We start from the raw sequence: 26,172 nt of genomic DNA on the forward strand, positions 1-26,172 counted from the left end.
TCCGCGTATTTATGCAGTGCATCTGGGAGCGTTTTGGGGATGAGGTCATAGAAAATTGAGTATGACCCTGTCTGACGTATGCTCGGCAGCACCTCATGGGTAACCCATCGTTTGAACGCTTTGGCCTCGGGCTTGCGGCTGGTCAAAACAAGAGAATAAAGCCCGGGTTCGTTAATAATGACCATTTCTTGCTGACCTCCAAGGGTGTCCACAGTATGGACACCCTTTTCATCAGAGTCCAATCGCTGAATTACTTGGCGAGGATTTCCGTGTTCGAGAATTTTGCACACATCATTTGCTACAAACCAAGGCTGACCGTCAATCAGCACTGTACGCACTTGAGCACCTTCATAGTTGAATACCTTTTGTAAGTTAGTCATTGAAAAACATCCTCCTAATTTTTGTTTTTAGAATTGGTCGGTAATATCGGTCTCTCGAATCCGGCCCTCATTAAAATTACATGTCAATTCGATCACTTGGCCCACGTTGGGCTCACGAGCCTTCTCTATGGATATCATGCCTATCCCATCGGATGCGTCGAACGTGAGGGCTGTGGCGGCGTCCTGAATGACAGCGACGGTCTCTGAGTAATCCGTGAGCCGTGGCGGTTTCACCAACCGTCTGCCTGCTTCATCTTCTTGTCGCTTTTCCTTTTCTGCGGAACCTGGTGTTTGGTGAACGACTAAGCCTACGACGTTATGGCGGCCAAATATCTGGCGTAGTCGGCGGGAGGTAAACGTCATGGAATCCCTCATTCGGCCTTTGCCGTGAATCATCAGGTTAAACCCGTCGATGATGACCATTCCGATATTCGCGTAAATCTGTAAGTCGGCCTCGATAACATCCAAGGTTAAGCCGTTGGGGAGGTCTTCCAACGTTTTGATTAGATATGGAGCCGCATTAATCTCCGGTTTGAACCCTTCCAGATAGCCGAAGTATTGATTCTCATTTGCCAGCAACCCTCGCCGGAGCTTTACGTTATCAAACTGCCCCATCAGCGTGTCGAGCCGTAGAGCCTGCTGTTTCTTTGATAGCTCCGGTGAGTAATGAAGCACACCAAATCCATTCTCCCAGGCCGCTAGGCCCATGTGAGAGGCAATCCATGACTTACCCCGGTTCGTGAATGCCATCAATAGAATGTAATCTCCGACCTCAAATCCACCGCCAAGAGCTTCCGTTAATGATGGGTACGGCGTTGGTAGGTACGTCCGTGACCGTTGTTCTTTGGCGGATTCGTACCACTGTTTCCGTTCCTCCCCGTTGGTCGCATAGTTGGTCCCCAAGTCGAAGCGAACTAACGTACTTGCCTCAATTCGCTCGGTTTCTGCCTTCAGCCATTGAACAAACTTGTCACCGGGCAATTCATTGAACATTTTGACCGCTTGGTTTTGTAAGAGCTCAAAGGCTCGTCGCTTCGCCGATTGTGCCTTCAGACGAGTACAAAGATATTTGAAGGTATCGGTGACCGCCGGTTGGTACTCAAAGGTTTCAAAGTTTGCCACAACGGTTCGATAGTCTGGGGTTACATGGTTCTCCCGTACATATTCACGAATAAAGGCGTAGGTATCACCGAGGGTTGGAAAATCAGTTTCGTCTACGTTGAAGCGGAACAGCGGGGTAAAGTCTTTCTCATCCAGCACTTTGGATAGCAGTTGGGATTCCAACACTACGCCATCCCTCCCCGCCGCTTATCCTCACCTTTGAACGAAACGGGGTACGTGGCTCCTTCTATCCGGCTGGCGATCCGTTCATCGAGCAGTTTGGCTATCCGTTCTATGGGCTCATTAGAGGTATAGATGGTAGCCAGCTGTTCCACTGCTCTGGTATCAATGACCTCATAGAACTCATTCTTAAAGGACTCTGTCGCCTCTCTGATGCCTATATCGTCGATGGTTAGGAGAGCTACGGTCAGCATCCGGTCTTTCAGCAAGTAATAGGTTTGGCTGGCTTCCTCTTGCATATCTCGGGTACCACGGAATTGAGCGTTAAAAGCGTTTTGATATTTTGAAGCGTTCACAAACAAGGCCGGGATATCATCGATGGGGCGTTGCCGCACCACGTGCAGAATCACTCGGGCTACCAGATACTCGTTCAATAAAGCGGTGGCTGCCGTGGTTTTCCCGGTGCCGGTTCCCTTGGGGTTCGCATCATTCGGAACTGAATAGAAGTAATACCCTTGGCCCTTGTCGACGTTTGCAACAATGTCTTGGCAATACTGCGTTACAAATTCAAACGCTAAGGGGTTGTCCTGCCGAAATGGCAGGGTCTTTAGCAAGGACTGTTGATAGGCTTTGGGTATGCCTGAGACCGCCCACAAGCCTCCCTGTCCGCTTTCACCATGGAGTTTAAGGAAAGCATAGCAGGTGTTATTGCATCGGCCTGTGTCCCCGGCTTTTTTGCATCTGTGGCGTAACAGGCATTTAGAGTCCAACGTCATCCGACCTTCCTCCCTCCTCGTTTTAATTGCTCTAACATTACATAGGGATCTCGTCCGCCAAACTCTTTCACCGGCTCTACCGTGGTCTTTTCTTCCTGAGCCAACGCCAACGCTTGGTTACCCAACCATGACGCCAACTGCCCGAGGGAGGGGCGTGGGTATTTGTCTTTCTTCCATGTGGTGTCATAACGCTCAAACACGATATTAATGATGGTTCGGATTTGGTCAGCAGTAAAATCATTCAGGAGTCGTTTGGCCAGCAGCATGTCTCTTGACCAGTTGACGGAGAAGTTCACGGAATAACGCTCACGGTATTTCTGACTGAAGTATGAGATGACTTCCTTTGGGCCGAAGGATTCAGTTGTTCTTTTCTCCACGGTCATCCTTGCTGTTTGCCCTGCTTCTAACTGGTTATTGTTAAGATGGTTATTGTTATAGTGGTTATTGTTACATCGTAAACCCTTACGACTACGTACTTGTAAGGTCTTACTACGACGTAGACGTAACATGTTTCCCTTACGTAGTCGTAAGGTCTTACCACTACGTACTTGTAACTTCTTACGATCACGTACCGGTAAAACCGGAGAATCAGCAGTGTTGATTTCAGGTAAGGGTTGAATACTACCGTTGAAAACAGCGACCTGAGAAATCGGCAGCACCGTGTAGAAGGATTGTTCCTGTGGGCCTTTTCCGGGTATATACCGTTTGAGACGTTGGATAATCGGTTGGTCGTTCCAGCGAAAGGTGATTAATTCCGTGATATAGGTGTAGGCAGTTTTGGTTGATACGCCCATTCTTCGAGCAATCTGTTCTTGTGTGGGAAAGCAATCGCCAGATTCGTTCATATATGAGGCGATGGTCAACAGTGTCATCAGCCGTTTCGGCCCCAATGAAGCCGCGAGTCCTTTGGAAAACATGTCGAAGTACACTCGCATGAACAGGTCGTTTCGGTTTTTTTTGCTCATGCCGTCACCTTCTTAGACGGAAAACCCGTCGGACGTTTGTGTGTTCCATCATCACTCCCCCTCTATATAAACCATGTCGCTTTTTTTCGCCATTTGTGACGTTGGTAATTAACGACAAAAAAATGCCCACCAGCCGTAAAGCCAGTGGGCGTAAGGGTTTATTGGGTTTTTTGATGAAGAATTTTTGTTGCATCAAACAATCCGTTAGCCGATAAACCGACGATAATGCCGTTAAGAATACCTGTCTGAATGGTATCGGAGGGGACGTACAAGATGCCAGCGACGATGCCAAGGGCAAGGGTAACCAATGGGATGTACTTGTTATCAATGTACATTTTGGCAAACTGTCCTACGGCAATCAGAACTGCGACAACAATTCCGGATTCAAACATTTGCTCACCTCCTTGCATGGTGGATTGATACGGGAAGGTGAGGGTTAGGCGATCAGTCCAAGGCGATCCAAAATGACGATAACCCGGTAGAAGGTGGCATCCCCAGTGGGATCGTCCACCACGTTTTTGTTCATTAATTTCTTTAGGGAATCTCTTGCCCAATCAGGAACGGTAGTTAACTTTGCTTCAATCAGCCTTTCCTGTTGCCGCTTGGCAATCGAGGCAATGAAGGCATCCCAACGCGGCAGGATGAGATGAGGGCAGTCTTTCCCTGTCCAGTGCTTATGAGGAACCACGTTCGTAAGTGGGATGTTGTACTGCTTCATGAGGTCGATGATGAGGTCAATGGCGTTGGCTTCTGCTTGGGCCAGATTTCCGTCGCTGTTCTCACAAATCTCTACCCCAATACTGGTGCGGTTGCCAGGACCATTTCCTCCATCACCAGCGTGCCAAGCATTCTCGTTGGTCGGGATGTGTTGGATAATTTGATGGTCATCGACAGAGAAGTGCCAACTGGTCGTCCCGGCTCCAGGAGACTTGATGAACGCGGCATGACCGGCAGCGTCGGCTCCTGCACTGCTGTTGCCCGTGTTGTGAACGGTGATAAATGTCGGGGTCAAGGGATAGCCGGGACGATTTTTTGCTCCTTGAGGTACGATATCCTGAATGATGTTTGCCATGATTAGTTGCCCCTTTCTCGAATTTCAGATTTGATGATTTGCACGTCGTCACTGAGTCGTTCGTACTGCTTCGCGAGGATTTCAAACTGTTTTGAGATATCCTTTAGAAAGTTGGTGAGCCGATCTTCTCGGCTTCGGGCCTCCGCCTGCAGTCGGCGGCTTTCTTGTAGCTGGTACAGGTATAGGGATACAAATAACGAGGCCCACAATCCTTGGGACAATGCTTCAGCCAGCAGTCCGTCCATAATTCACCCCCTTTCCCGGAAACTAAAAAAGACGCTTTTCGCGTCCTACATCTCGTCTTTGGTTATCAGGTCAATGATTAAATCCAGTTTTTCATTCAAACTTTCAAGACTTACTTTATCGATTTTTGCTCGGGTTACCCTGTACGCATTTATCTTCTTTTTCAGATCTTCCGCTTTTATTTCCTTAACTGTCTTAGGTACTTTTAAGGTGGGCTTTCCCATTACTCCGTTACCTCCACCCTAAATTCGGCGGGGTTATGGGCAAACCCCTCGGCGACCGCTTTAATAAAGTAAATCCCAGGTTTTTCACTGATAAAATCGAACTCACCGATACCGTTTACAGGGGTTAAGGGCAAAGTCACTGTTTGGTCACCGCCATGAGCGACCGCCAACGTTACGGAGGTGTTTATGTTTGGTAAGAGTTTACCTTGCCAGTCCTCATATTTAACCAATAAAGAGCGACCTGTATTCACGGTGAGTGGACTTTCCTCTCCAACAATCTTCAATGAAATTACTGCACAGTGAAAGGTTTTTAATTGAATTTTTTCGTCCTCCCGGAGGACTCGGTACACGATATCGGCTTCTTGAATAAACCCTTCCATACTCATCTCCTATCTTCTTATTAGGCTGTAACATACCAAATACAATAGCGAATACACGGAGTTACCGCTGCACTGGTAGTTACGTAAAGATGGAACTTGTTCTGAATATGAAGCATTTTCGGGATAACGAACATAAAAAGCCCGGGAGACGTAGTGATGATACTTGTCCCCTGATAATGCCGATTAAACCCAGCGTACGGTCGCCAGGCGTACATATTTTTTCCGTAATCACCCGTTGAGTCCCAGTTACTTGTCGCGTAGTCACTTAACGATCTGGTCGACCAACCATTGAAAAAGGTTAAGTCGTCCATCACAAGATAGGGATAAAGATAGTTGGAAGAAGCTTCGAATTCGATATATCCATCAAGAATAGTCAATGGTCCGTTAATTCGAACAATATCTGCGGTTGCGTTGCTTACTGTAGTGGTAACATAGCCGTGAACCTCGTTGACTTTTTTCCCATACGCCCAAGGACTCCGGTCTAACGAATCACGAACGGACTGAAAGTTAGCATTCTGATTGTCTTTGATATCGCCAAGTTTAGCGTGAACACTTCCCGTGGCGTTGGATGGATCAGTCCGTAGCCCTACCTGTCGTCGGAGGAACGATAGCAAGGTTTCGTTAAGTCCAAACAGGCTATATCACTCCTCTTTTCAGATACTCGCCTTTCCATTGGTAAACGAGTATATCCCGAATCCCGCCTTGGGTGGTTCCCATTGGCGGCAGATACCGATAGACCTTCGAGATTACCTCATTGCTGTATTCAATGGTCGTAAACCCACTTCCATACATTCCGTGCTTGAGTTCTCCCGACTCACCGGAGAAAACCTTAAAATGACCCGACGGGCCCTGTGCCCAACTTCCCGATGAACCAGAACGATAATAGCAGGGGTAGTTGGCGTTGGAGCTTGTCTCACCGATTAGGTGAAAATGGTTCGACGCATCTCCCGCTCCTCGGACTAACAGCCAATAACGAGCACCGGTGACGAGTCCAGTCGAATCCAAAGGAATGCTTACAAAAGCCTTTGTTTTCGGCAGAAACTCTTTCGGCAGAACCATCTGATAAAGCAGTTCCCCTTCCGTACTGCCATCGCTGACCAATCCGGAACGGAGTTCTATCACCACATCGGCTCCTGTTCCGTTGCCAACCAGTTCAAATTCAACGCGAGATATTTCTGTTACCCCTAATGCGGTAAAGTAAAATGCCCAATCATAGCCGGAACAGTCCATCTCAGAGATTCCGCTTCCGGTAAAGCCGTCGACTTGAGTTCCGTCATAAATCAACGTAAATGGCTGTAGGCTGACCAGACTGTTCATGGTCGCTTCATCTAGAATCGAAGCTCCGCCTTTGAAGGCCTGAATAGGCAGAAGATATCCCCCCTTTATCTTGCACTCACCGTAATTCGAGCCTCTACGGTAAGAAGAGTATTGGCCGTTTTTGACCATGGCTTGACCAGCAGATTGAGCATGGTTCCGGTGCCAGGTGTATCCGTGGCACCGCTAAAGACGGCGATTTTCCGGTGATCCCCGATCGCTTCATGTTGTAAAAACTGTGTCCGAAAGCGTACCTGATTCCCAGTACGGCTAATGGATGATACTGGCTTTCTTAGGACTTCCGTGATGGTTTCACCGGGGGAATTGTCATCCCCAATAACCAAAAAAGGACTGGGCAGGGTTTGAACACTATCTGCAATGAGACGCAATCCCGCTTCGGTGACGAAGTTGTTAAGAGGGCCGATGATTACTCCATCTTGGTACTCGAAAAACCATTCGCCCTTGATGTGCAGATTTGGATTATTTACGATACCACCACCCCATCACACACGACGCCGGTTTCGTCGTATGGCATTTTTGAGTTGAAATACTGAATCCTGGTCGTGCTTTTTAGCTTTACATAGCCGGGATAGGGGACTGTTATGGTTGCGCTGGGTTGAATCGTAGTCCACGGCGAGAATGTAATGCCGTCTGTGCTGGTCGCCATCTGTATCTTTGGTAGCGGACCCGCATCGATAGGCAACACATGAAAAAGAGACCCGATGGTGGGAGTTGGCACTCTTGCTCCTTCAACAGTGAGGTTAAAATTGTTCAGACGAGGTAGCCCTTGAATATCCGTGGACAAGGACTGGCGAACTTGCAATCGTGCGTTATTAAGGTTTAATCCCTGTGTGATGCCGGGAATGTTGCCACCATTGACTGTTGGTTGCCATCCAACCCATGAGGATCCTCCACTTAGGGAGAGATTTGTTTCGACGGTTACATCTCCTGGATATTCGAGCACCACATAGTCAATATCAGCTGTCCCGTTGCCGTCCGCGTAGTTCACGATAAACATGGGCCGGATATAAGCGACGCTATTAAGCACTGGGCCAGGACTGTCTGGATTAAGCTTTGGACCATTGGTAATCGATGAACTATACCCTCCAATGTAACCGATGAACGATTGCCACCCGCCAGTAGCCGTCAACGCTGTTCCACCGGCTCCGTAATAAAACTGGCTGGAATGAGTATTACTGCTGACCGTATTCACCAGGGTCACCCCATCTGCCGCGATGCCTTCTACGCCGAGATAACAATTTGGCCCACCGACCGTGGGGTCTACAGCTTGACGGAATCGGGCTTTGATGACATAGAGACGATCTGGTTGATAGGGAATCAACCCGTTCCAGTAAAACCACCCCATCCCACCCGATACTCTTAGGCATCTTCCATCAGTGGCCGTAGGTTCATTCAGAATGAATGTCGTGAGTCCCGGTGTATTAGCGTATAGGTTTATCCAACGGGGGTTCATGGCATTGAATGGTTCATCTACAAGGGAGCCAGCCATGGCATCCCAAGAGATTTTTGTCCGGTCAGCAGTACCAAGTCTCGATAAATCTAGCGTAGTCACGCGGTTGCCGGGTTGTTGAGATGTTAGTGTTAATGAGCCGTTTGTTGCCGTTACTCCGATTAACTGTCCTTGCTGAAATTCTGCCGTGGAATCTTCACGGTAAATGAGGTCAGTGCGATTGGGGTCAAAGATGCCAGATACACTTTTTTCGGTCTTAAACGGTAACTCCACTTGGTTAATGACCATTTCATCGGTGACTTTGAACAAATCTTTGTCATAGATAAACTTGTTCAGCAGTTGGGTTTCTGTTGAAGTCTGGGTTTGCTGTGCACTAACTATCGCTTGCAGAAAATCTGGAATCCCAATTAGGTGTCCGCCATATTCGACCTTATATGTCCAGACCGTTGGCGTAAGCGGTGAAATCGAAACTTTCTGCACCAGAAAAGAATTTTGGATTCCCCGGTTGGGAAGGTCGATGGTCAATAGTTGACCGGGAACCCAACCGGGGATTTCTGTTTCAAAGGAACCTCGGATGCGAGGATTCGCATTATTACGGAGATCAGCCATCCCAGCTGCTTCCGCCGCTTCAATAGTGGTTAAGCTAGTGTCGTGGATGACATGCTCATACACTCCATCGCCCCCTTGAACAGAAGCGATGGCCGCTTGGGATTCAAAATCGTCGACCATGGAAATCACGTTGATATCGTACTGATAGATGAAAGTCAGCGTGGCACCGTCTGCTGGGGTCGCTGTTTGGGTAGAGGCTTTTACATATTTGTCTTGATAATTCATGAGGTAGGCCACCGCAGCTTCCTCAGTAACGTTTTCAATACCCACGGTCACCGGCGAACCGGTTATCGCCAAAGAAAGATTGTGCGGTTTATGAGGGAGTGTCCAAATTCGAGCGTTACCGTCGGCTTTTAATTCATAAGTAAATGGGTCGGAAAGCATGGTTCCACCTTTGATGTAGACGCGGTTTCGAAGTCCCTGGGTATCCAAGCGGTGTGCAAGGTTACGAACTTCGGTATCGGAGGTAATCGTCACAGGAGCCTGCTGATTATCCGCAGCGGGATCGAAAAACCAGAGATCTCGGTAATAATCGACGTACCATTCCCAACCACAATAGTCGGCTAATTTCTTGAGACATTCCGAAGGGGGCGTGTAATCAAAGCAGATGTATTCTACAGTGGGAGCACCGGGTTTAACATTTGTGGAAGTAAATATCTCCTGTCCATACTTGAGAAGAATGTCCTTCACAATCCAATCGGTCGTTTTATTTTCATAGGTCTCTACGACCAACCGGCGATTTAACTGGTAGGTGTAGTCCTGGCAATCCACTTGCCAGATGTTGAGCGTCCCCGTCGATCGTTTAAGGCGAACGGAATCCACAATGCCTCCAAAAAAGCGAGTCCCGTCAACTTCGATAATGACTTCATCGCCTTCACTGGGAGGTTGGTTTTTGATGCAAAACGAGCAGGTATCCACCATATGGGTGAGTACCTGCTCTATCGTCAAATCTTCTAGAAGAACATCATGAATTCGGTTGACTCCGGCGACTAAAATTTGTTCAGCGATTACCACTTCACTCCTCGCCGGGCCAGTTGTCGTTCAAACTGCTCCCAAATTTCTTGGGCATTACTGCCTTGGATGCTGATATTAAAGGTATGACCGGCACCCGTTCCCGCCAATTCCAGGGTGGATACTGTGGGTCGATAACCTGAAACACCGCTAATGGCAGTATCGGCTAAACTGATAGCTGATTTTTGTACGGTCATTTCTCGGCTGTCCATCCCGATGGCAAAGCCTTGGGCGGTGTATTCACCCAGTTGCATCATCACACGGGAGGGCGAGCGAATATCAAGGGCTCGTTTCGCCGCATTGACGGCCCCGGTGAACAGGCTGGATACACTGCTGTAGAGCCAACTGCCTAACGCCCTCATCCCTTCGACGAAACCTCGGACCAAGTTTTGCCCCATAGAATAGGCATCGTTTTTCATATCCATCCACTTTTGATGGAGTACGTCGTAAATCACTTTCATCGCCGCCGCCAGTAACATAGGGGCATTTTTGAAGTATTGAAGAATCAGCTTCCACAATTCTTGGGTGATAACCCCGAGATTTTTCGCGGCAGCATCCCAGATATTTTGTAAGATTTCTGTATCTGAAGTGATAGTGTTCTTTATCCATGACAACGAATCTCCGGTGGACATTTTGATTCGGGTACACGTCTCATCCCATATTTGCCCAATAGCGGTCCATGCTAAATCTGCCCTGTTGGCGATAGAATCCATGATCTGGCTAAACCACTCCTTAACGCTGTTTAGCGTGGAATGGGTCGAGGTGCTTATCCTCTGCATCGATTGATCCCATATATCTCCCAAATTGCCGCCGATCAGAAGTAAAACGGTATTACTGATATCCGCACAGAAATCATTGATTACTTTGGTGATGGCCTCCCAAATAGAGGACGCGATCGACTTTATTCCATTCCAACAATCTGTCAGTCGTTGGGTAATTTCTTCCCAATTTTCGTACAGATAAATTCCGGTCACCACTAACGCTCCGATGGCCGCTGCTGCTATCCCCACAGGTGTAGCCAATGCCGCCGTGATCGATGCAAACGTTGCCATGGTAACAGATACCCCGGCCATGATGCCTTGAATGGCTGAGAAGGCCGCGAATCCGGTAGCGATACCGACTAATATGGGACCGATGATGCTCCAGTTGTTTTGAAGAAGAGAGAACAGTGTAGATACGCCTGTGATGATGCCGTTCAAGATAATTGCCACCGTTGGCGGAAAAGCGGCTTCAATTGCACCTTTCAAACCATCGGTTTTGAAGCCAGTTGACAGTTTATCTACAAACTCAATGGCGATTGGCATAAGTGCTTTTAATCGTTCCGATACCGGCTGAAGCACTTGGCCCAAGAGCATGTTGGTATTGTCTTTCAAGGTGCTCAACATCCCGGTAAAGGTCTGGCTTTGCTTCTGCATAGCACCGGAGAACTTCGTTCCCATCGCTTCAATTAGGGCCGGAACGGCTTGGTCGGCCATGATTTTTCCCTGCGATGATAACTCCATGAGTTGCTGTTTGCTCATACCAAGCTTTTCTGCCATGAGATCCCAAGCTGGAATCCCTCGTTCGGCCAACTGGTTCATTTCTTCTGCCGATACTTTGCCTTTGGTGGCCATCTGCCCGAGAGCCATCGTCACGCCATTAAGGACGTCTTCTCCCCCGCCAATCGCCGAAACCGCATCCCCGATGGCCTGAAGGTTGGGCATCACGCTGTCCGCGTTGAAGCCCATTGCCAACATCAGCTTCGCCGATTTCTGCAGTCCGGGGAATTCAAAGGGTGTCGTCGCTCCAAACTGTTGTAAGTCTTTGATCATCGCTTTGGCTTTTTCTGCCGAGCCAAGCAAGGTTTCAAATGAGATTGCTGCCTGTTCCAAATCCGCGTTGAAAGATAGACCTTTACTGATGCTTAGTCCGCCCAATGTCGCTGCGATCGCTCCCAGGGCTGGTAATGCCAAGTTCTTTAATGACGTAAAAGCTCCACCCATGGTAAAACCATCTTGTTGCATCTGTTTGCCGGTCTTTTGTACTTGCCCCATGGCCGACTGCATCTTGGAGTTAAAATCGGAAATATCTGCAGTGAATTTAACAAGGACGCTGGAGAGTGCGGACAAGTGTTCTTCTCCCTCCTGTCCTACGGTTGGAATTTCTGCTTCAATTCGTAGAGCCGTTTCTGTTGTTCTTTGCGATCCATTCGTTGTGCGTCTAGAGAGAGGCCAAGTAACTTATCCGGCGTGACTGGTCGTTTGAGATTACCCGACGCGTTCATGATGTGGCAGGCTAACCAAGCCGTTCGGTGATATTCCGCTTCTTGGCGTTGCTGTTCGTAATTGAAACGGGCTTCAATGATGTCGAGAAGTTCGGCTAACGTCAATGCCCAGAATTGTTCCGGCAATAAACGAAGCGAGCCGAAGGCGACCTTTTTTAGCTGGTCCCATTCGGCTCGCTTTAATCGTTTTTTCGAGTGGCCGTTTCAAAGGCTTCCGCAATCTTCGCTTGGACATATTCAATGTTATCGAAATCGACCCAAGAACCAACATCTTTTTCGTTAAGGTTAGCATCCTCATGGATAAGCCCCGCCCACAAGAAGGTACGAATCGATTTAATGCCAAGGGTTACTTCGCTCAGTTTTGTCACCGTAACGCCCAGCTTATCTTCAATCTCGGCTAGAGCGTTCAGGGTATAACGGAGTTTTCTAGGACGGTCTAGATCAATGTCTACGAATCCACGCTGTTTATTCGCCATTTATTTCCTCCATTAAGATCCGGTTGTGACCGTCAACGCTCCTGTCCCGGTCAAGGTCAGTTTATATGTGGCCGCATCATCCTGGGGGAACTCATAGGGAAAGTCGGTGATGATACAGGTTCCGGTGTACTTTTTACCGGAAGGCAAGCGAATTTCTGCTTTTAATGTAGAACGGCTGTTGAATACTTCATCCAAGTGATCCAATGCAGTATCGCTGTCGAGCATGAAACCGTCACATTCAATACTCCACGAAAGTACGCCAGCGACGTTTTCAGCCCAACCGTATGCGTCTTTCGATGTTGTTTCAATAAGATTGGCTGAGCGGTTCAAGGTGGCACCGCTTTGGCCACCAACAACGGTGTAGGTTGGAGTTCCTGTTGCTGTATCCGTACCGGTCTGCACATAGAGCAGTACATCCACGCCTGCGATTTTTGCCAAGTTATCAGGCCTCCTCCGTAATCAGTGAAAAATTCAAAGAATAGATGGATCGGCTGTTTTCATCGAGGCCGAGAAATAATGGACTGGATTGTCGAGCCACACAAAAAATGACGCGGGTGCTCCCCACGTTGAAGTTTCGCTTGCCATGAAACGCTTGATAAAACTCTGTTGCTTTCTCTTCAGCCATCGCTGGATCGCAGGTACGAATCAATATCTGCACAGCAGGTCGACTCAGATTGGCCTTTACACTGACTTCTCCTCCGCCAGTCATTCGCACAGCGGCACAATCTTGGTCTGTGACCGGGAAAGCGTTAGCAAAGTACATTAAGGGGACAGCTTGCTGAAGTATCGCGATGACTTCTGCTATTCGAATCTCATCATGCTCCCTTCAATATTTTCTGGAGTTCCCGCTCGATGTGCTGTTTATATGTCTGTGTCTCGCCTTCCAATGGCCGAGTTAAAAACTTGTTACCTACGGGATAATGCTTACCACTCATGCCGTAACCGCCGGGTTTAGCCAAAGAGCCGAGACCAAGCCGGTAATTCAGCTCATGCATCGCTAATGCGTAATTAAAGCCGCCTTCTTTGACGCTATAATCGACAGTTGCCGTTACTGTTCTGGAGTTGGCGGTTACTTCCTTCGCGAAGGATTTTTCCAAGATGCCTTTATCGTGTGGTGCCGTTTCTGACGATGCCCGAACGAGATCGTCAGCACAGTCATGAACGGCTTGTTTTAGCCGGTTTCGGATATCTTTCTCGACTCGTTTTAGAAGCTGGTCGTTCACTTTGACTTGAATCTTCATCAGACCACCACTTGCGTAAACAGCGGTTTGCCGGAGAAGTCCCGGATGATGGCGATGGTTAACGGCGACTTGAGGTGCTTTTGGCCGAGTTCATCGGACCACTCTATCTGATCGCTTAGGCCCACCGGAATGAGAGATTTAATCAAAATAGTCGCGACGGCAATCGCTTCTTGGCCGTTCACTTGTACAATCCGTTTGGTTGAAGCGTCGATTCGGCAAGGATACACTATCGGCTCCCCGAATGAAGGCTTCCCCCAGATATCTAACTCCCCGGCCTTACGGATGGTGACGGTCTGCTTCATCGGAATCAATCAGCATACCTCCCCACCCGGCAACCGAGGATGGCGATGACTTCGGGGGAGATGCGATTAATTTTGTCCATGGTGATGCTAAGACCACTTACGGATACAGACTTTATACCCTGCTGAGACTTACGAATTGTCTCATCCATTCGTATCAGCCATAATGCTTGCTCAAATAAAGCGTCTTTAGGAAGGGGCCGGTCGATGCGTTGATAGTTGCGGAATGCCCGGTAGAGCTGAGCTTCTGCACAGTTTAACGCCCTCTGCCTTGTAGCTTCTTCAGTTGTAAACCATTCTTCGTTATGGAGTACATTTTCTCGAAAGTACATATCTGCATCTTGAACTTGTATCGGCAGCTTACGCCACCTCTTTTCCGGAATCGACCCCGATATAGTCCAACACTTCCGCGATACCTAACTTGTCCATGCAATACCCATGCATTTTAGGGTGGGTCCTTTTTAATCGTAGGAATCGATTTTCTCCCTTTTCCAAGTGAACGCCGAACATACAGAAAACACAGCCAGTTCGTTTTTCCCCAGTGGTGGTTAACCGTCCGTTTTCGTCCTCGACGATTTCTCCGTACACGCTGGCATAAGGGATGTTAAACATCCGAAGATATTCTAAAATGTCCTGCTCTGTCCAAAAGGATATAGGTTTCGATGATGGCTCTTTACTGTCAAAGACATTACAGCCATGATTCAAATAATGCACTTTTCGCCGAGCCGATTCTATTGCCATAGTCCCGATGATGGGCTTTTTGCCGGTCATTTTCTGATACCGATAGAAGGGCTCTTTTTTCATGGCGTTGCAGCATTTATCGGAGATCAAAAAAGGGGCGTTGAGGAGATAGTGCCATTTCTTGGACACCATTCCGAACGTCCCTTTTTCATCGCCATATAAGAGTTTGTTGCGGTATTTCTCCGAAAGATTTTGTTTGCGGAGTTTGTAGATTGCCCCGGCTTGAGCTTTCGTGATGGCTGGGTAGCCGTATTCTTGGATTACTTGATAAAACGATTTTTTGGGTCGAAGCCAACAGACATTCTCCGTTTGTTTAACCTGTTCTCTAACTTCCGGAAACTCGAGGCCAGTATCCGCGAACATGGCTTGAACGTGTGGATAGACTGAACGAACAAGGTGAAGCAAAACCGTAGAATCTTTCCCACCGCTGTAGTTTACGTAAACCTCGCCATCCCAGGCTTCATACCACTCTCTAATCTTTCGGATGGAGCGTTGAATCTTTGCTTCTAACGGGAGAGATTGAAGTTGCTTCAACTGCCAGTCTTGCAAATATTGACCTCCTAAAAAGAGAAAACGGTAGCTTCGTTATTCCGCTACCGCTTTCGTTGCTTTTCGCTCTTTCGGTTCTTCAATGAGTTCACTTTGGTATCCGTAGTCAAGGGTAAGGATATTTTTAAGCCGCTCATCGTCAACGATGGCCTCTCCATTGGTGAACAAGACGCCCTCTGTAACTCCGTTGTAAATCTTGTTCGGCGTTCTTATCCTGTACTTTACCAAAATGACCCCTCCTAAAAAAAGATGAGACGTGGCAGATTGTCCACCACGTCAGTTCTACCCCACTACGCTGCTTGATTTAGTTCCTTTAATACTTCCGCAACACCTTTCTTAACGAATCGCAACCGTGCTGCAGCCCGAGGGTGGAACACAGCCATCCCGCAATAAAACTCAATCCGGGTTCTGAACACTGGTTTGCTGTCAATTTCGCCGAGGTCACGAACAGAAACTCCGCCATTCCGTAGGCCCGATACATACTGCTCGGCACCGAATTTCACGGCATAAATGGAACCTGTATCATTGGCAGTTCCCGCTTTGTTTAGCTCGGTAAAGCCGAGAATCTCTTGACCGGCTCCATCGGTTTCAATGACTCGAATCGGAATCCCTGCGTATGTGGCTACCGGTCGACCGAAGGAATCTTCCCCGCTCTCAATATAGTGCTTGGAGTCTTGAAGGATCGCCTTAATCTCCCGACGCATCGTTTTAGAACAAAAGAGAACATCCGGTTCTCCTTCAACTTTATCAATGAGTTCGTCAATCAAGGGGAGAGATAACACTTGATCATTCCCGTCAACGAGTTGGGAATTTGCTAATCGCTTTTGCAATCCGTCAAATTGGCTCGGCTGTGCCGCATCCCCTTTGAAAAAGGCTCGGGTGAATTCCAATGCCAGTGCTTTGGATTTCAGATCGGTATGGATGGATCGGATATCGTTCACGTTGCCCCTGGTCTGGATAAGAAATTTGTCAATATCCACGTCACCACCGAGGATATACAAGCCTTCGGATAGCTGATTGACCACACCCGCCGATTCTACATAGCCTTCGTTGACAGAACGGAACGCGATGCCGGGTAAAGCCTGCTCCTGATTGTACTTGTACGAGTTCCCCGATATCTCCATAAACGGCAACATTTCTAAGATCGGAGATGAACGTGCGAAGGTTTTGATTACTCCTTTTTGTAGGACATCTGTCGATAGCTTTGCCGCTTCGGTCATAGTTAGTGCCAAAGTAAAAAGTCCTCCCTATGTGCTGTATTTGGGCATAGAAAAAGCATAACCCGCGAAGGGATTACGCTCGTTGAGCATAGCCCATTTTGAGAAGTTGAATGGAACTTAGCTGGTTGAGGTCTGTGGTCTGGGCTTGAGTTGGATTCGTCGCCTGACCGACAGGCTGTTCTTGTTTGGTGCCGAATAAGCCTTTCTTTTCGGCTGCCGTCAGCCATTCTAGTTTTGCTTCCGGTGTAAGGTTGTTGGGGACGAGGTCGTGGAAGTCCTTTGGGATGCCATCTAACTTGGTTTCCACTAGGCCGTTAATGACCGATTCTAACTGCTGTACCCGGCCATTCACGGTTTTGAAGCCGTCTTTGGCTTTGGTTAACTCATCGGCCGTTGTCTTATAGAGTTCTTCAAACTTACCCTGCTGTTCTTTCGCTTCTTTCGCCTGTTGTTCCCGTTCGGTCAAAAGTTGGTCCAGCTGAGCCTGAACATCTTTATATTTGGTATTGACTTCATCGAACCGTGTTTTGGGGATGACATGCTCTTGGGGCGTGGGTTCCGGTTTCACTTCAGAGGCTGTTGGTTGTTGCGTTTCTTGAGCCTGGGCTTCTTCTGCCAAAACGATGTCCTCCTTACCCTACGCTTTGTTTCGCGGTTGCGTCCGCGTGGGTTGATTGGGCGGCTAGTTTAACGACATAACGCCGATGGGTCGAAGAAAAATTCGGGTATTCTAATCCCGGAGGTGGTTCTATGTTCCCTTTTCGAAAGTTCCAACAAAGGCAACGTGTGATACGTTGGCTATTTGCTTCCCTCTTATCAATCGGTTCTCTCATGGTTAGGCAATTTCTGTCTCGTCGCTGTCGAAAATGTTAACTGCCTCCTGCCACTCCATTTGGGGTGGCTTATTTCTTACCGAATCGCCTTCATTTTTTCTTGGTGCTTGTCTCGTAGTGACTTGGGAAGCAGTTGGATATCTCGAACTGGACTAACATGGTGCTGGCAGTTGGGATGAAATATCTTACCGGTTCCGCGGACTTGGTCATATGTGGGGTATCCCGGTGTTGACCCATGAAGGGAAATTACCATCCCCTCAAATGATCGACAGGCATCCTTGGCGTTGTGAGACGATATGACCGCCAAGTCCACACCCCGTTCCATCGTCTCCACCCGAGTCCCTTCGATATGAGCCTGTGTAAGTTTTGTTCGGACCACCATCTCGGCGTAGGTAGATAAATTCCATCTCCGACCGGCACGGTCTACAATGCCAATCCAAGCTTCATTGTCCAGCTTGGCCGACAGTCCTTTATGGGTAAGGTCGTGGACGATGGCGTTTCTCATCGTCTTACGCCCAATCTGCTCCAACGCTTTCACACGTAAGGTCTCGCTGACGGCATTTCTCACAAGCTGCTTAATCTTTCTTTCTGTGTTTTGCGTGGCCATCAGCAAGTCCGTGTAGGTGTCGTTAATCAAAGCCTCTGTTCGCTCTCTGGCCAGCATGGAAAAAGAAATGGACGATGCTGCCTCTGATAATGAGGATGCATCGCCCAACGCAAGGATAGTTTGTGCCTGTGCTTCTGTAAACGCCTGTTTAATGACGTGTTCGCACCATGATTTTGTGGAGCTATCTAAGTCACGGAGAATTACCATGATTTGAGAAAGCAGTGATTCAGCGTAGGCTTTTTCCAACCCGCCCGACGACGGAATGGTTTTTAACTGACCGGCAACTTCGTTAAATGCCTTTTTGTAATAGCCAATCAACCGCTTTACATCCCTCTCATAGACGGGTTTTGGAATCGGCCTCATTCGCTGTCACCGGGTTGCTGGAAGATGGACGGATCGGCGATGGCTTCCTCGTCCTGCATCCGTTTCAACTCGACCTCGGCTTGTTCCTCCGTTAGATCATCCAGCCACATTAGAGCCGACTTCTGAGAAATGGTCGCCTTCCCACCAGTACGAATGGACATGATATTGGCCATCTCCGTCTCATCATCCGGCAAGCCGTCTTTGAATTTCACTTTGGGTACGGTAACTTCATAATCCTGCGGACCTTTGCAGGCAATTTCGAGGAGTTGGGCGATTAGAAGCACTCGTTTTAAGGCTTTGTTGTAATACTGTCGCTTGCGGTTTACCTTCGCCAAAATCGAGTTGAGCCGCCATTTGATCGCAAGACCCGACGCTCCACTAGTCCCAGCATCGCCAGAGCCAAGGGCAATCTCGGGGATTTCGGCGTTAATGAGCAACAGCTTGACCAGCTTGTCCAATTCCAGAAAAGCTGCCTGCAACTGGCCGTCCCAAGTGATGTATTGAGGAACCACTTCGTCCTTCCCCATCACTTCAAAGACTTTATCTACGCCTACCCGAAAGATGGGATTGCCCTGTTCATCTTCGCCCAACGTCCCTGCTGGAACTGCCATGGCCGGGTCAGCGTGCTTATCGAGAATGGAAGCGATCTGCGAGAGCCGGTGGTTGATTTCATCCAACAACGGTTTGTTCTCGCTAAGGTCATCGATGCCTTCCCAACAATCGTCGGTGGCGTAGTTGGGAACGTGGACTACCAAAGGAAACGGCACGCCAGTTTGTACTTCCTTCCGTTCGCTAAGAAACTCGGCCTCAATTCGCCATTCATTGATTTCGTTGTCCACGGTCACCACAATCGGGTCCAGCTTGAACTTGGCGTAGACGATGCGACCGGGATAGTGGGATTCGGCGTTTAACAACCAATCCTCGGAATCACCACGCTTCACAAGCACCGGATAGGCAATGTGATAAGCGATGATGCGATTGGCGTCTCCTGGAGCCGTTTCGGGGAACACATACACAGGGTTTTGGGCTTCAATGATGACTCGGAAAGGATCGCTCTCCTTCCCAACCATCCCGCCAAACTCTTGACCGTAGCGGATTTTATAGAATGAATCGCCTCGGTAAGCGTTAGACAAGGCACTTTCATAATTCATAATGTGGAGGTCGTTTCCCTCAACAAGCCGCTCCATCGCCTGCTGCTCATTGGAGTTATCGTTTTTCCCCGCAGAAAAAGTGGGTTGCTCCCCGAATAAAAAATCGGCCGATTTCTTGCAAATCACGCCGGGAAGGTTGGTCGAAATATAAAGCAGCTCATTTTGCCGTCTCGATAGCTTGTTCTGAATCCGTTGGAATACATCAAAATGCCTGCCAAGAAAGAGCTTTTTGTTTTCCCGGTATCTCCGAATCCGATCGCGATGGGCCGGTGCCGGGTAGTAACTGCCTATGCTGAATAAGGACAAACCACGACCTCCCTTCTTGCATTTTCATCCACCAAGGTAGGCTGTTGGGATGGTTTACAACCCTACAGGTTTTTTTAGGAATGTTCTCCGTCGTCCCCCTCCACAGAGTTCCACAGCCATCTGCAAGGCATCGGGTAAATCATCGTGGTCGTGATTCGGAAACTGCTCTAACTGCTCCAGTAAGATTCGCTGGTGTTTCATAAATCGAAGAATCCCCTGCTCAATAATCGGCTCCAGCGATTCAATCCGTTCTTCCTTCTTGGTTTTGCTAGTTACCGCTTTTAATTTGGTTGTGTAGATCCCTTCCTTGGCCATCCGTTCCCGAGCCTGCCGGAATAAGTCAAACTGGGCTTGTACGGTCTCGATAGCGAAAATCCGTGGACGGTACTTGCCGATTTTATTAATGACCTCCATCAACGCTTCATGAGCCGGACACTTTCTTGCCCAAGTCTCCACGACATAGAGAATACCGGTTCGACGGTCACGCCCAGCCATCACGATGGCGTTGTAGTCCGAGCGATTGTTCTTGCCCATGGCGATGTCCCACGCACCGAAGTAATCTAACGGAATGGGTCGGCCCATCTTATCTCGAAGGTCTGGGTAGTCGAAGAATGTGAACATAGAAGGCTTAAAAATCTGGGTTTCTTCGTCAATGGGATTGTTCAGATACTCTGAACCAAAGGCTCGGGAGCCGATGTTGACCTTCTCGATCATTAGACGGGAATACGAAAAGCGTCCCGGCCATAAAACCTCGACGCCTTTATCCATCTCTTCTTGGTTTGTTTGATAGAACGCGATGGCATCATCCAGCCGAGTTTCATTCTCTGGATTCCGGCAAGTCGATTCAAACTGCTCCCACAGATCACCCCGTTCTGGCGGGGATACAATCGCAGAGTAAATGCGAGATTCAAAATCTGACCGTTGCAACACCGCCGTTAACAGCCCTCTCGCATGAACGATGGTTCCCATATAGATGAATGCTGTTCTGGCCGGGTCTCCGATCGGCATGACTACGGAGTTGAACCAGTGAAGGTTTTTCTCCCGCAGTTCCGGCGTATTCGTGTTCTTGGCCGATTCTAAATCATCGAGAATAACAAGGTCCGGCCGGTATGAGCCGTTCCTCTTCCCACGTAACTGCTTGCCCATAGACGCTGATTCCACGAGTACCCCTGTTCGGGTTAAAAACGCCTCTTGGTTATCCCGCTCGTTTAGGGATTTTCGATCGGATAGTAATTCACCGAAATCTTCCCGTAGCTTTTTATTGAATTTGAGTTGCAGCGATATCCATTCGATAAACTTTTTGGCCATTGAATCCGTTTCTGAAATGATGAGGATGTATTTTCGCTTATTAAAGACGATCTCATGGATGGGAAAGCCGTTAGAAAGATAGGCCGATTTGGCGTGGCCCCGTGGGGCGGCCCAAGCGATTCTTGCGATAGGGTTATCGATAGATACAACGCGGAGCAAATCGCAGAGCTCCCGGTGAAATCGAGGAGCATCGTCAATGCGAGTTCCTGCCGGGATAAGGTTCTGCTCATTCTCTGGGTTTTTATCGTCAGAGAAATACTCGTACATGAAAAACAGGACATCGAACTCTGAGCGGTCAATCCGTCGAAGGCGATATAGTTCTTTCAGGTCGGCAATATACTCGGTCTGCATCGCTGGGCTAAGTTCTTGCTTGGCACGAACATCATCAAATAACTGAACTCGCTGTTCTAATAGCTCCAACCGTTGCTGACGTTCACTGCGGTTAAGGATGTCTATGGTTTGTTCACCTCCGAGGATTTTGGTGGAAACTAAAAAAGACGCTTAGATTGTTTCTAAAGCGTCTCTAGCTCTGATTATTCGACAGCGTTTTCCCTGTTAAAAGTCATGTATGTGTAGTTATTCACCATATCCACAGAAATACCATTTAAACCTGTTGATAATGTTATATAAAAAGCAAAATGATGTTTTGATTTGTCGAAGGTTTTAGTCAAATATATCGTCATATCGACAGATTATTGATATCATGGAAGTAAAATCCACGATGTCAATTGAGGTGTATTTGATTGAAATTAAGCCAATGGGAGATTTATTTTTCTCCACAATTGGAGAGCCTTGATTATGTGCTAGTCACAAACGACGGCCAGCAAATTAAAGCGTACTGGAAAGAGAAGTTAGTCGCACATATTGTAGTCGCGGACGGGATTCTATCTTATCAGGGAGTTTGCCGTATGAACATACTCCCCCACGAAAACTTCGTCCAGTTGTGTCTTGACGATATGGAAGATGTTCTATCTCAACTCAATGCTTAGCCTGTCTCCCCGCACGTTGCCACACGTTCAAAAGAATTTGGCTCAGGCATAATTACCCCAAATACATATTCTCTCGCGACACGTGCCAACGTGTCGCCTCACGTGGGCAATCCAATTCAATACATGAAAAGGAAAAGCCCTCACAGACTAACAGCAGGAGGGCGATGCAATGGGCCAATCAAAAACGCCACCAAGAAAACGAATATTACCTTCGACAGGACGAGGGAGGTTAAAAACTCCGCTTAGAGGATACATGCCTCGTGTCGAAATCATAAATGAGACGGAAACACCCATCGGTAAACCTATCTTATCTCGGGTTCTTGTTTATGCTGCCGGGATACTTCTCATTAGCCTAGCCATGGTATTGTTAACCTCAATCGTTGGATCTTTGATCCTGAGACTATTTTATTCGCTAACATCTGGCGGAGGATCGTCTTCTCCCATGTAGCGGATTGATCAAATATTGTCAGTCCCCCCCCGTCGCCCTGCACGTTGCCCCACGTTCGAACAGATATTCGCCTTGGGGTATTTATGCCAACCCGCCCATTCTCTCGCGACACAGGGCAACGTGAAGGCTCTGTGGGGAAATGTGAGGTTTAGAAAGGGTGTCCACATTACGGACGCCCTTATACCCACGATAATTCCTCTACGGCTCTTACCAAATCTTCTTCACCGGGCATCGTATATCGACTGGTCATTTGCAGATTGGGGGAGCCGTCTTTTTTCATGTGGCCCATTAATCGAGCGATCACATCCAACGGAATTTTTCGCACAGCCAACTCATGCCCGAAACTGTGCCGGAGGGTATGGCAGGTCAGGTGGTCGATGCCAGTCAGATTCGCATATTTCGAAATCAGAAATGATACACCGCGTTGGCTCATCTTCTCACTACGCTGGGAGTAAAACAGGTACTCGCTGTTGGTATTGCGAGATTCGATATATCGCAGGAGGATTCGCCGGCTATCCACATTCAACGGGATTTCACGATATTTGCTGTGTTTGCCGTTGGGGATGACCAGCATTCCTTTGCGATCTGTAAGGGTTATGTCTTTCAACCGGATATCGCAGAGTTCCTGGACACGAACCCCGGTATGGAGCATCAACGTGACCATCACCAATTCACGAAGGGTGCCGTGCTGCCGGATGGCCCGGATGAGAGAGTTCTGTTCATTACGGCTTAACCACTTGGGCGACGATTGCGGGACTGTGATGCGGTCGATTTGCTCAACGGGATTATCCGGTGTATGGCCGTTATCGGATAGCCAACGGAAAATGACGTTGAGATGGGTTAACGTGAGAGAAAGGGTATTGGGCTTGAAGTTACTGGAAGCGAACCTTTTGAAATTTGCTATGTCCAGTTGTGTGGCCATCTGCGGCATGGCAGACCCCCCGGTGGGGGTGGGGCGGGGGTGCTCCTTCTCATACCACCGGGAAAACCTGGCCCAACTGTCCTGATAGGAACGCAGGGTGGTTGGGCTTTTGCCGTGTTGACGGAGTTCTTCGATAAATGCTGCGATCATTTCTTCATCCCTTTGCATAGACGCTGAGTATTTCGCCGGATATCCCACCGAAGTGTTGGGCTTCGTGGGTCACAGCTTATCTCTATTCAGCGACTAATGCAATGATAGAGGATGAGTTCAAAAGGGTCTCAATTAAACTGACACCCTTTGATTACATCTCGGCCAACATCTTCTTCAGGTTATCAATCTCCGCTTCGATTGCTTCGTTGGAACGGGTATCCTCAACCTTCGCCTCAATCTTCTGGACGTCGGTCAATCGGCCCTGGTTCTTCAGCACCAGTTCAATGGCCTTCAGTTTATTACCGTCGCTTCCGCTGGTACGAACGATACCTCGGAGGATACCGTAGGTCTCAGCGAGGAAGTCGTTCATCACACGTTCGGCCACATCATTCTGGTATGCGATGAAGTCGGGCTCTTGTTTCCAACGGTATAGGGACCGATCGGTTACGCCAACTTCTTCAGCGATCTGAGCCATGGTCATCTTGTGGATATCGTTGGTGGCAAAGATTTCAGCAGCTCTCAACTGCTGGGCAGACAGCCGGTAAACTTTTGACAAGGTAATCACCTCCCTTCTGTAATCCCGTTATTTCCTACGACTACAGTAAACAATAAAAAACGCTCTGCCCATCTGCGTCGGCAAAGCGTTGTCATCACTGTCTCTCTAACGGATATCCTGCCAATATGCTGTTGTTTCTTTATCCACGGTCATCCTGCTTATTGGCTGTACCTGCTGTATTATATTGTTATATTGGTTATTGTTAAGATGGTTATAGATACATCGTAAGGTCTTACTACAACGTAGACGTAAACTGTTACCACTACGTAGACGTAACACCTTACCACTACGTACTCGTAAGAACTTACGACTACAGGAATTAGAGGGTAGCTGCTGCTTTCTAATCCACGCTAAGCACTGTGTCATTAATAACCATAACTCCCACACTGTTCTCTTCACTGTGTCAATAGTGGTTAACGTATTAACGTCTTATAGTGGACCTGTTCGATTGTCATACAAGCTCCTCTGCTGTTATTTCTGCTGTTTTTCCATGATAATCAACGGGATTGGCCTTCTATCTCCCTGTTTCTTATTGTTTAACTGGTTATGGTTACGTTGGTTATTGTTACATCGCAAGGTTTTACATGTACGTAGTCGTAAAACGTTACCACTACGTAGTCGTAAAAATGGAGGACTACGTACTCGTAAAACGTTACGACTACGTGGACGTAAAACTGCGGAAGGGCCACCGATCTCCATAAATGACAAAAAAGGCGACATCGCAGTGAATGATGTGTTCACTACGGTGCCGCCCTTTTTTACTCATCTTCAATTATTCGCTTTCTTTTCGGCCATTTGGAATAGGCAATGTAAAAGAGCGTAACTATGTTCATCACCGGAACGATCATTAAAAGACTTAACCATGGCGACAGCCTAATTCTTTTAAGTATTATCCAGAAGGGCCATACTGTCAAAATTGAAATTATCAGAATACCTAACGGACCAATAGTAAACATCGGTTCGGGTTGAATAATCTCTATGATAAATCCCCCCAACACGCTTGTTACTTACAATAATAATAAACGAAGTTATCATTTTCCAGACTGTATTTCAAGTTATTTCATAAACGAAACTGCCAAGCCTTCGGCCAGCATCTCGTCATTCACGTTGTTTCCTTTATGATGGACCACTGCCAGCCACCTGCCGTACTTCTCTTTGCGAACAGAGTTTATCGTCACCGGTTGGCCCTCGACTTTACCGGCCAGCCACTGCTTAACTAGCTCTCCCCTGCCCTTTTCCTCACCGTGGATTTCCAGTGCGTTCAGCCCGTACAGACGAAACCTTTCCTTTATAATGACGTTGAAACCGAGGTCGATATCGGCGTCAAAGGTATCACCGTCGATGACTCTAGTTACGATGGCGTTGTATGTGTAGTTAACGAACATCCACTGTCCTCCTTGGATTTAACAGACATAACCAGAATGTTAACAGCCCAGCCAAGTTGGTCTAGGCTGTTTTGCGATCGAGAAAAGATCGGGTTTGTGACGTTGTGAGTTGCAGGGATGTGCACCAGCATCCCTCTATTTCGTGTGTATGTGAAACAAGGTATTATTATGGAGGGCAGAGCAGATTAGGCGGGTTCTCGTTGCCCGAATAATACCCTCATTTCAAATGAGGCTATTCTCGGACATCGACAATGTCGGAACAGCGGATTTCACGTTCATTTCCATCAGATACGATAGTCAACTTGCCGGATTTTGATTTGATAGGGATTCCGTTAATCCACTGTCCGCTCTTGATTCGAAACTTTATTTCATACTGCTCACTCGCTGCCAACTCGATAACCCGGGCTATTTCTTCCGCACGGATATCGTTGAGTTCCGGGATTGGCTCCTCGTTACTCAACCATTCCCTCTGGGTTATGCGAGTGACGTCACGATGCTCAGGCAGTAACATCGGTCGCCAAAGAGAGTTAGATGCATAAAATCGTTGGACTTTCGGGTTCACAATGCCCACCTCCTGGGAATATTTTAGCACATACGTTCCAATTACGAAACACACGTTCTAATGTTATCCCAGGAATT

30 protein-coding genes and 1 pseudogene are annotated in these 26,172 nt (G+C 48.0%); all 31 read right to left on the reverse strand.

The window, feature by feature from the left end:
- Positions 1-380, reverse strand: a 380-nt coding sequence (locus tag H1S01_RS13350; RefSeq protein ID WP_188040946.1) for a BRO-N domain-containing protein, incomplete at its 3' end; no start/stop codon positions are given.
- A 27-nt stretch (positions 381-407) separates the two neighbouring features.
- Positions 408-1,667, reverse strand: a complete 1,260-nt coding sequence (locus tag H1S01_RS13355) for a DnaB-like helicase C-terminal domain-containing protein (protein ID WP_188040947.1) — start codon at positions 1,665-1,667, stop codon at positions 408-410.
- A complete protein-coding gene (locus H1S01_RS13360; RefSeq protein WP_188040948.1) occupies positions 1,667-2,437 on the reverse strand; it encodes a P-loop NTPase family protein in 771 nt (256 codons plus the stop codon). The genes H1S01_RS13355 and H1S01_RS13360 overlap by 1 nt, the downstream gene beginning before the upstream one ends.
- Positions 2,434-3,402, reverse strand: a complete 969-nt coding sequence (locus H1S01_RS13365) for a helix-turn-helix domain-containing protein (protein ID WP_188040949.1) — start codon at positions 3,400-3,402, stop codon at positions 2,434-2,436. The genes H1S01_RS13360 and H1S01_RS13365 overlap by 4 nt, the downstream gene beginning before the upstream one ends.
- A gap of 158 nt (positions 3,403-3,560) precedes the next feature.
- Positions 3,561-3,794 carry a phage holin family protein gene (locus H1S01_RS13370; RefSeq protein ID WP_188040950.1) on the reverse strand — a complete coding sequence of 78 codons (234 nt, stop codon included), beginning with the start codon at positions 3,792-3,794 and terminating at the stop codon, positions 3,561-3,563.
- A 44-nt stretch (positions 3,795-3,838) separates the two neighbouring features.
- Entirely contained in the window at positions 3,839-4,474 is a 636-nt protein-coding gene (locus H1S01_RS13375) for a peptidoglycan recognition protein family protein (RefSeq protein WP_188040951.1), read from the reverse strand.
- Between the two features lie 2 nt (positions 4,475-4,476).
- Positions 4,477-4,719: a BhlA/UviB family holin-like peptide gene (locus H1S01_RS13380; RefSeq protein WP_188040952.1), complete on the reverse strand. Its 243-nt coding sequence runs from the start codon at positions 4,717-4,719 to the stop codon at positions 4,477-4,479.
- A gap of 45 nt (positions 4,720-4,764) precedes the next feature.
- Entirely contained in the window at positions 4,765-4,941 is a 177-nt protein-coding gene (locus H1S01_RS13385; RefSeq protein ID WP_188040953.1) for a hypothetical protein, read from the reverse strand.
- Positions 4,941-5,321, reverse strand: a complete 381-nt coding sequence (locus H1S01_RS13390; RefSeq protein ID WP_188040954.1) for a hypothetical protein — start codon at positions 5,319-5,321, stop codon at positions 4,941-4,943. The genes H1S01_RS13385 and H1S01_RS13390 overlap by 1 nt, the downstream gene beginning before the upstream one ends.
- Before the next feature lie 636 nt (positions 5,322-5,957).
- The gene (locus H1S01_RS13395) at positions 5,958-6,638 is read right to left on the reverse strand and encodes a hypothetical protein (RefSeq protein ID WP_188040955.1); all 681 of its coding nucleotides are present in this window, start codon (positions 6,636-6,638) and stop codon (positions 5,958-5,960) included.
- A gap of 65 nt (positions 6,639-6,703) precedes the next feature.
- The gene (locus tag H1S01_RS13400) at positions 6,704-7,024 is read right to left on the reverse strand and encodes a hypothetical protein (RefSeq protein ID WP_188040956.1); all 321 of its coding nucleotides are present in this window, start codon (positions 7,022-7,024) and stop codon (positions 6,704-6,706) included.
- Between the two features lie 95 nt (positions 7,025-7,119).
- Complete coding sequence (locus H1S01_RS13405; protein ID WP_188040957.1) at positions 7,120-9,729, reverse strand: hypothetical protein; 2,610 nt, start codon at positions 9,727-9,729, stop codon at positions 7,120-7,122.
- Positions 9,723-11,834 carry a tape measure protein gene (locus tag H1S01_RS13410; RefSeq protein ID WP_188040958.1) on the reverse strand — a complete coding sequence of 704 codons (2,112 nt, stop codon included), beginning with the start codon at positions 11,832-11,834 and terminating at the stop codon, positions 9,723-9,725. The genes H1S01_RS13405 and H1S01_RS13410 overlap by 7 nt, the downstream gene beginning before the upstream one ends.
- 20 nt (positions 11,835-11,854) lie before the next feature.
- Positions 11,855-12,148 (reverse strand): annotated as a pseudogene (locus H1S01_RS13415) (phage tail assembly chaperone); the annotation flags it as partial.
- A gap of 20 nt (positions 12,149-12,168) precedes the next feature.
- A complete protein-coding gene (locus H1S01_RS13420) occupies positions 12,169-12,465 on the reverse strand; it encodes a hypothetical protein (RefSeq protein ID WP_188040959.1) in 297 nt (98 codons plus the stop codon).
- Positions 12,466-12,477: 12 nt separating this feature from the next.
- The gene (locus H1S01_RS13425) at positions 12,478-12,903 is read right to left on the reverse strand and encodes a phage tail tube protein (protein ID WP_188040960.1); all 426 of its coding nucleotides are present in this window, start codon (positions 12,901-12,903) and stop codon (positions 12,478-12,480) included.
- Between the two features lie 4 nt (positions 12,904-12,907).
- A complete protein-coding gene (locus H1S01_RS13430; RefSeq protein ID WP_188040961.1) occupies positions 12,908-13,228 on the reverse strand; it encodes a minor capsid protein in 321 nt (106 codons plus the stop codon).
- Between the two features lie 52 nt (positions 13,229-13,280).
- A complete protein-coding gene (locus H1S01_RS13435; protein ID WP_188040962.1) occupies positions 13,281-13,706 on the reverse strand; it encodes an HK97 gp10 family phage protein in 426 nt (141 codons plus the stop codon).
- Entirely contained in the window at positions 13,706-14,017 is a 312-nt protein-coding gene (locus tag H1S01_RS13440) for a hypothetical protein (protein ID WP_188040963.1), read from the reverse strand. Before H1S01_RS13440 ends, H1S01_RS13435 begins: the two co-directional genes overlap by 1 nt.
- Complete coding sequence (locus H1S01_RS13445) at positions 14,014-14,337, reverse strand: hypothetical protein (RefSeq protein WP_188040964.1); 324 nt, start codon at positions 14,335-14,337, stop codon at positions 14,014-14,016. The genes H1S01_RS13440 and H1S01_RS13445 overlap by 4 nt, the downstream gene beginning before the upstream one ends.
- A gap of 28 nt (positions 14,338-14,365) precedes the next feature.
- Positions 14,366-15,295 (reverse strand): phosphoadenosine phosphosulfate reductase family protein, encoded by a 930-nt coding sequence (locus tag H1S01_RS13450; protein WP_188040965.1) that lies wholly within the window; start codon positions 15,293-15,295, stop codon positions 14,366-14,368.
- 36 nt (positions 15,296-15,331) lie between these two features.
- The gene (locus H1S01_RS13455; RefSeq protein ID WP_188040966.1) at positions 15,332-15,523 is read right to left on the reverse strand and encodes a hypothetical protein; all 192 of its coding nucleotides are present in this window, start codon (positions 15,521-15,523) and stop codon (positions 15,332-15,334) included.
- Positions 15,524-15,585: 62 nt separating this feature from the next.
- The gene (locus H1S01_RS13460) at positions 15,586-16,527 is read right to left on the reverse strand and encodes a major capsid protein (protein ID WP_188040967.1); all 942 of its coding nucleotides are present in this window, start codon (positions 16,525-16,527) and stop codon (positions 15,586-15,588) included.
- 61 nt (positions 16,528-16,588) lie between these two features.
- Positions 16,589-17,134 (reverse strand): hypothetical protein, encoded by a 546-nt coding sequence (locus tag H1S01_RS13465; RefSeq protein WP_188040968.1) that lies wholly within the window; start codon positions 17,132-17,134, stop codon positions 16,589-16,591.
- A 290-nt stretch (positions 17,135-17,424) separates the two neighbouring features.
- The gene (locus H1S01_RS13470) at positions 17,425-18,318 is read right to left on the reverse strand and encodes a phage minor capsid protein (protein ID WP_188040969.1); all 894 of its coding nucleotides are present in this window, start codon (positions 18,316-18,318) and stop codon (positions 17,425-17,427) included.
- Positions 18,315-19,775: a phage portal protein gene (locus H1S01_RS13475; RefSeq protein ID WP_188040970.1), complete on the reverse strand. Its 1,461-nt coding sequence runs from the start codon at positions 19,773-19,775 to the stop codon at positions 18,315-18,317. Before H1S01_RS13475 ends, H1S01_RS13470 begins: the two co-directional genes overlap by 4 nt.
- A gap of 54 nt (positions 19,776-19,829) precedes the next feature.
- A complete protein-coding gene (gene terL, locus H1S01_RS13480) occupies positions 19,830-21,503 on the reverse strand; it encodes a phage terminase large subunit (protein ID WP_243237328.1) in 1,674 nt (557 codons plus the stop codon).
- Positions 21,504-22,698: 1,195 nt separating this feature from the next.
- Positions 22,699-23,592 carry a tyrosine-type recombinase/integrase gene (locus tag H1S01_RS13485; protein WP_188040971.1) on the reverse strand — a complete coding sequence of 298 codons (894 nt, stop codon included), beginning with the start codon at positions 23,590-23,592 and terminating at the stop codon, positions 22,699-22,701.
- Positions 23,593-23,743: 151 nt separating this feature from the next.
- Positions 23,744-24,148: a phBC6A51 family helix-turn-helix protein gene (locus H1S01_RS13490; protein WP_207732333.1), complete on the reverse strand. Its 405-nt coding sequence runs from the start codon at positions 24,146-24,148 to the stop codon at positions 23,744-23,746.
- A gap of 1,055 nt (positions 24,149-25,203) precedes the next feature.
- Entirely contained in the window at positions 25,204-25,533 is a 330-nt protein-coding gene (locus H1S01_RS13495) for a thermonuclease family protein (protein WP_188040972.1), read from the reverse strand.
- Positions 25,534-25,765: 232 nt separating this feature from the next.
- Positions 25,766-26,095: a hypothetical protein gene (locus H1S01_RS13500; RefSeq protein WP_155477880.1), complete on the reverse strand. Its 330-nt coding sequence runs from the start codon at positions 26,093-26,095 to the stop codon at positions 25,766-25,768.
- Positions 26,096-26,172 lie beyond the last annotated feature (77 nt).

The organism is Heliobacterium chlorum (assembly GCF_014502795.1).
GTDB lineage: Bacteria > Bacillota > Desulfitobacteriia > Heliobacteriales > Heliobacteriaceae > Heliobacterium > Heliobacterium chlorum.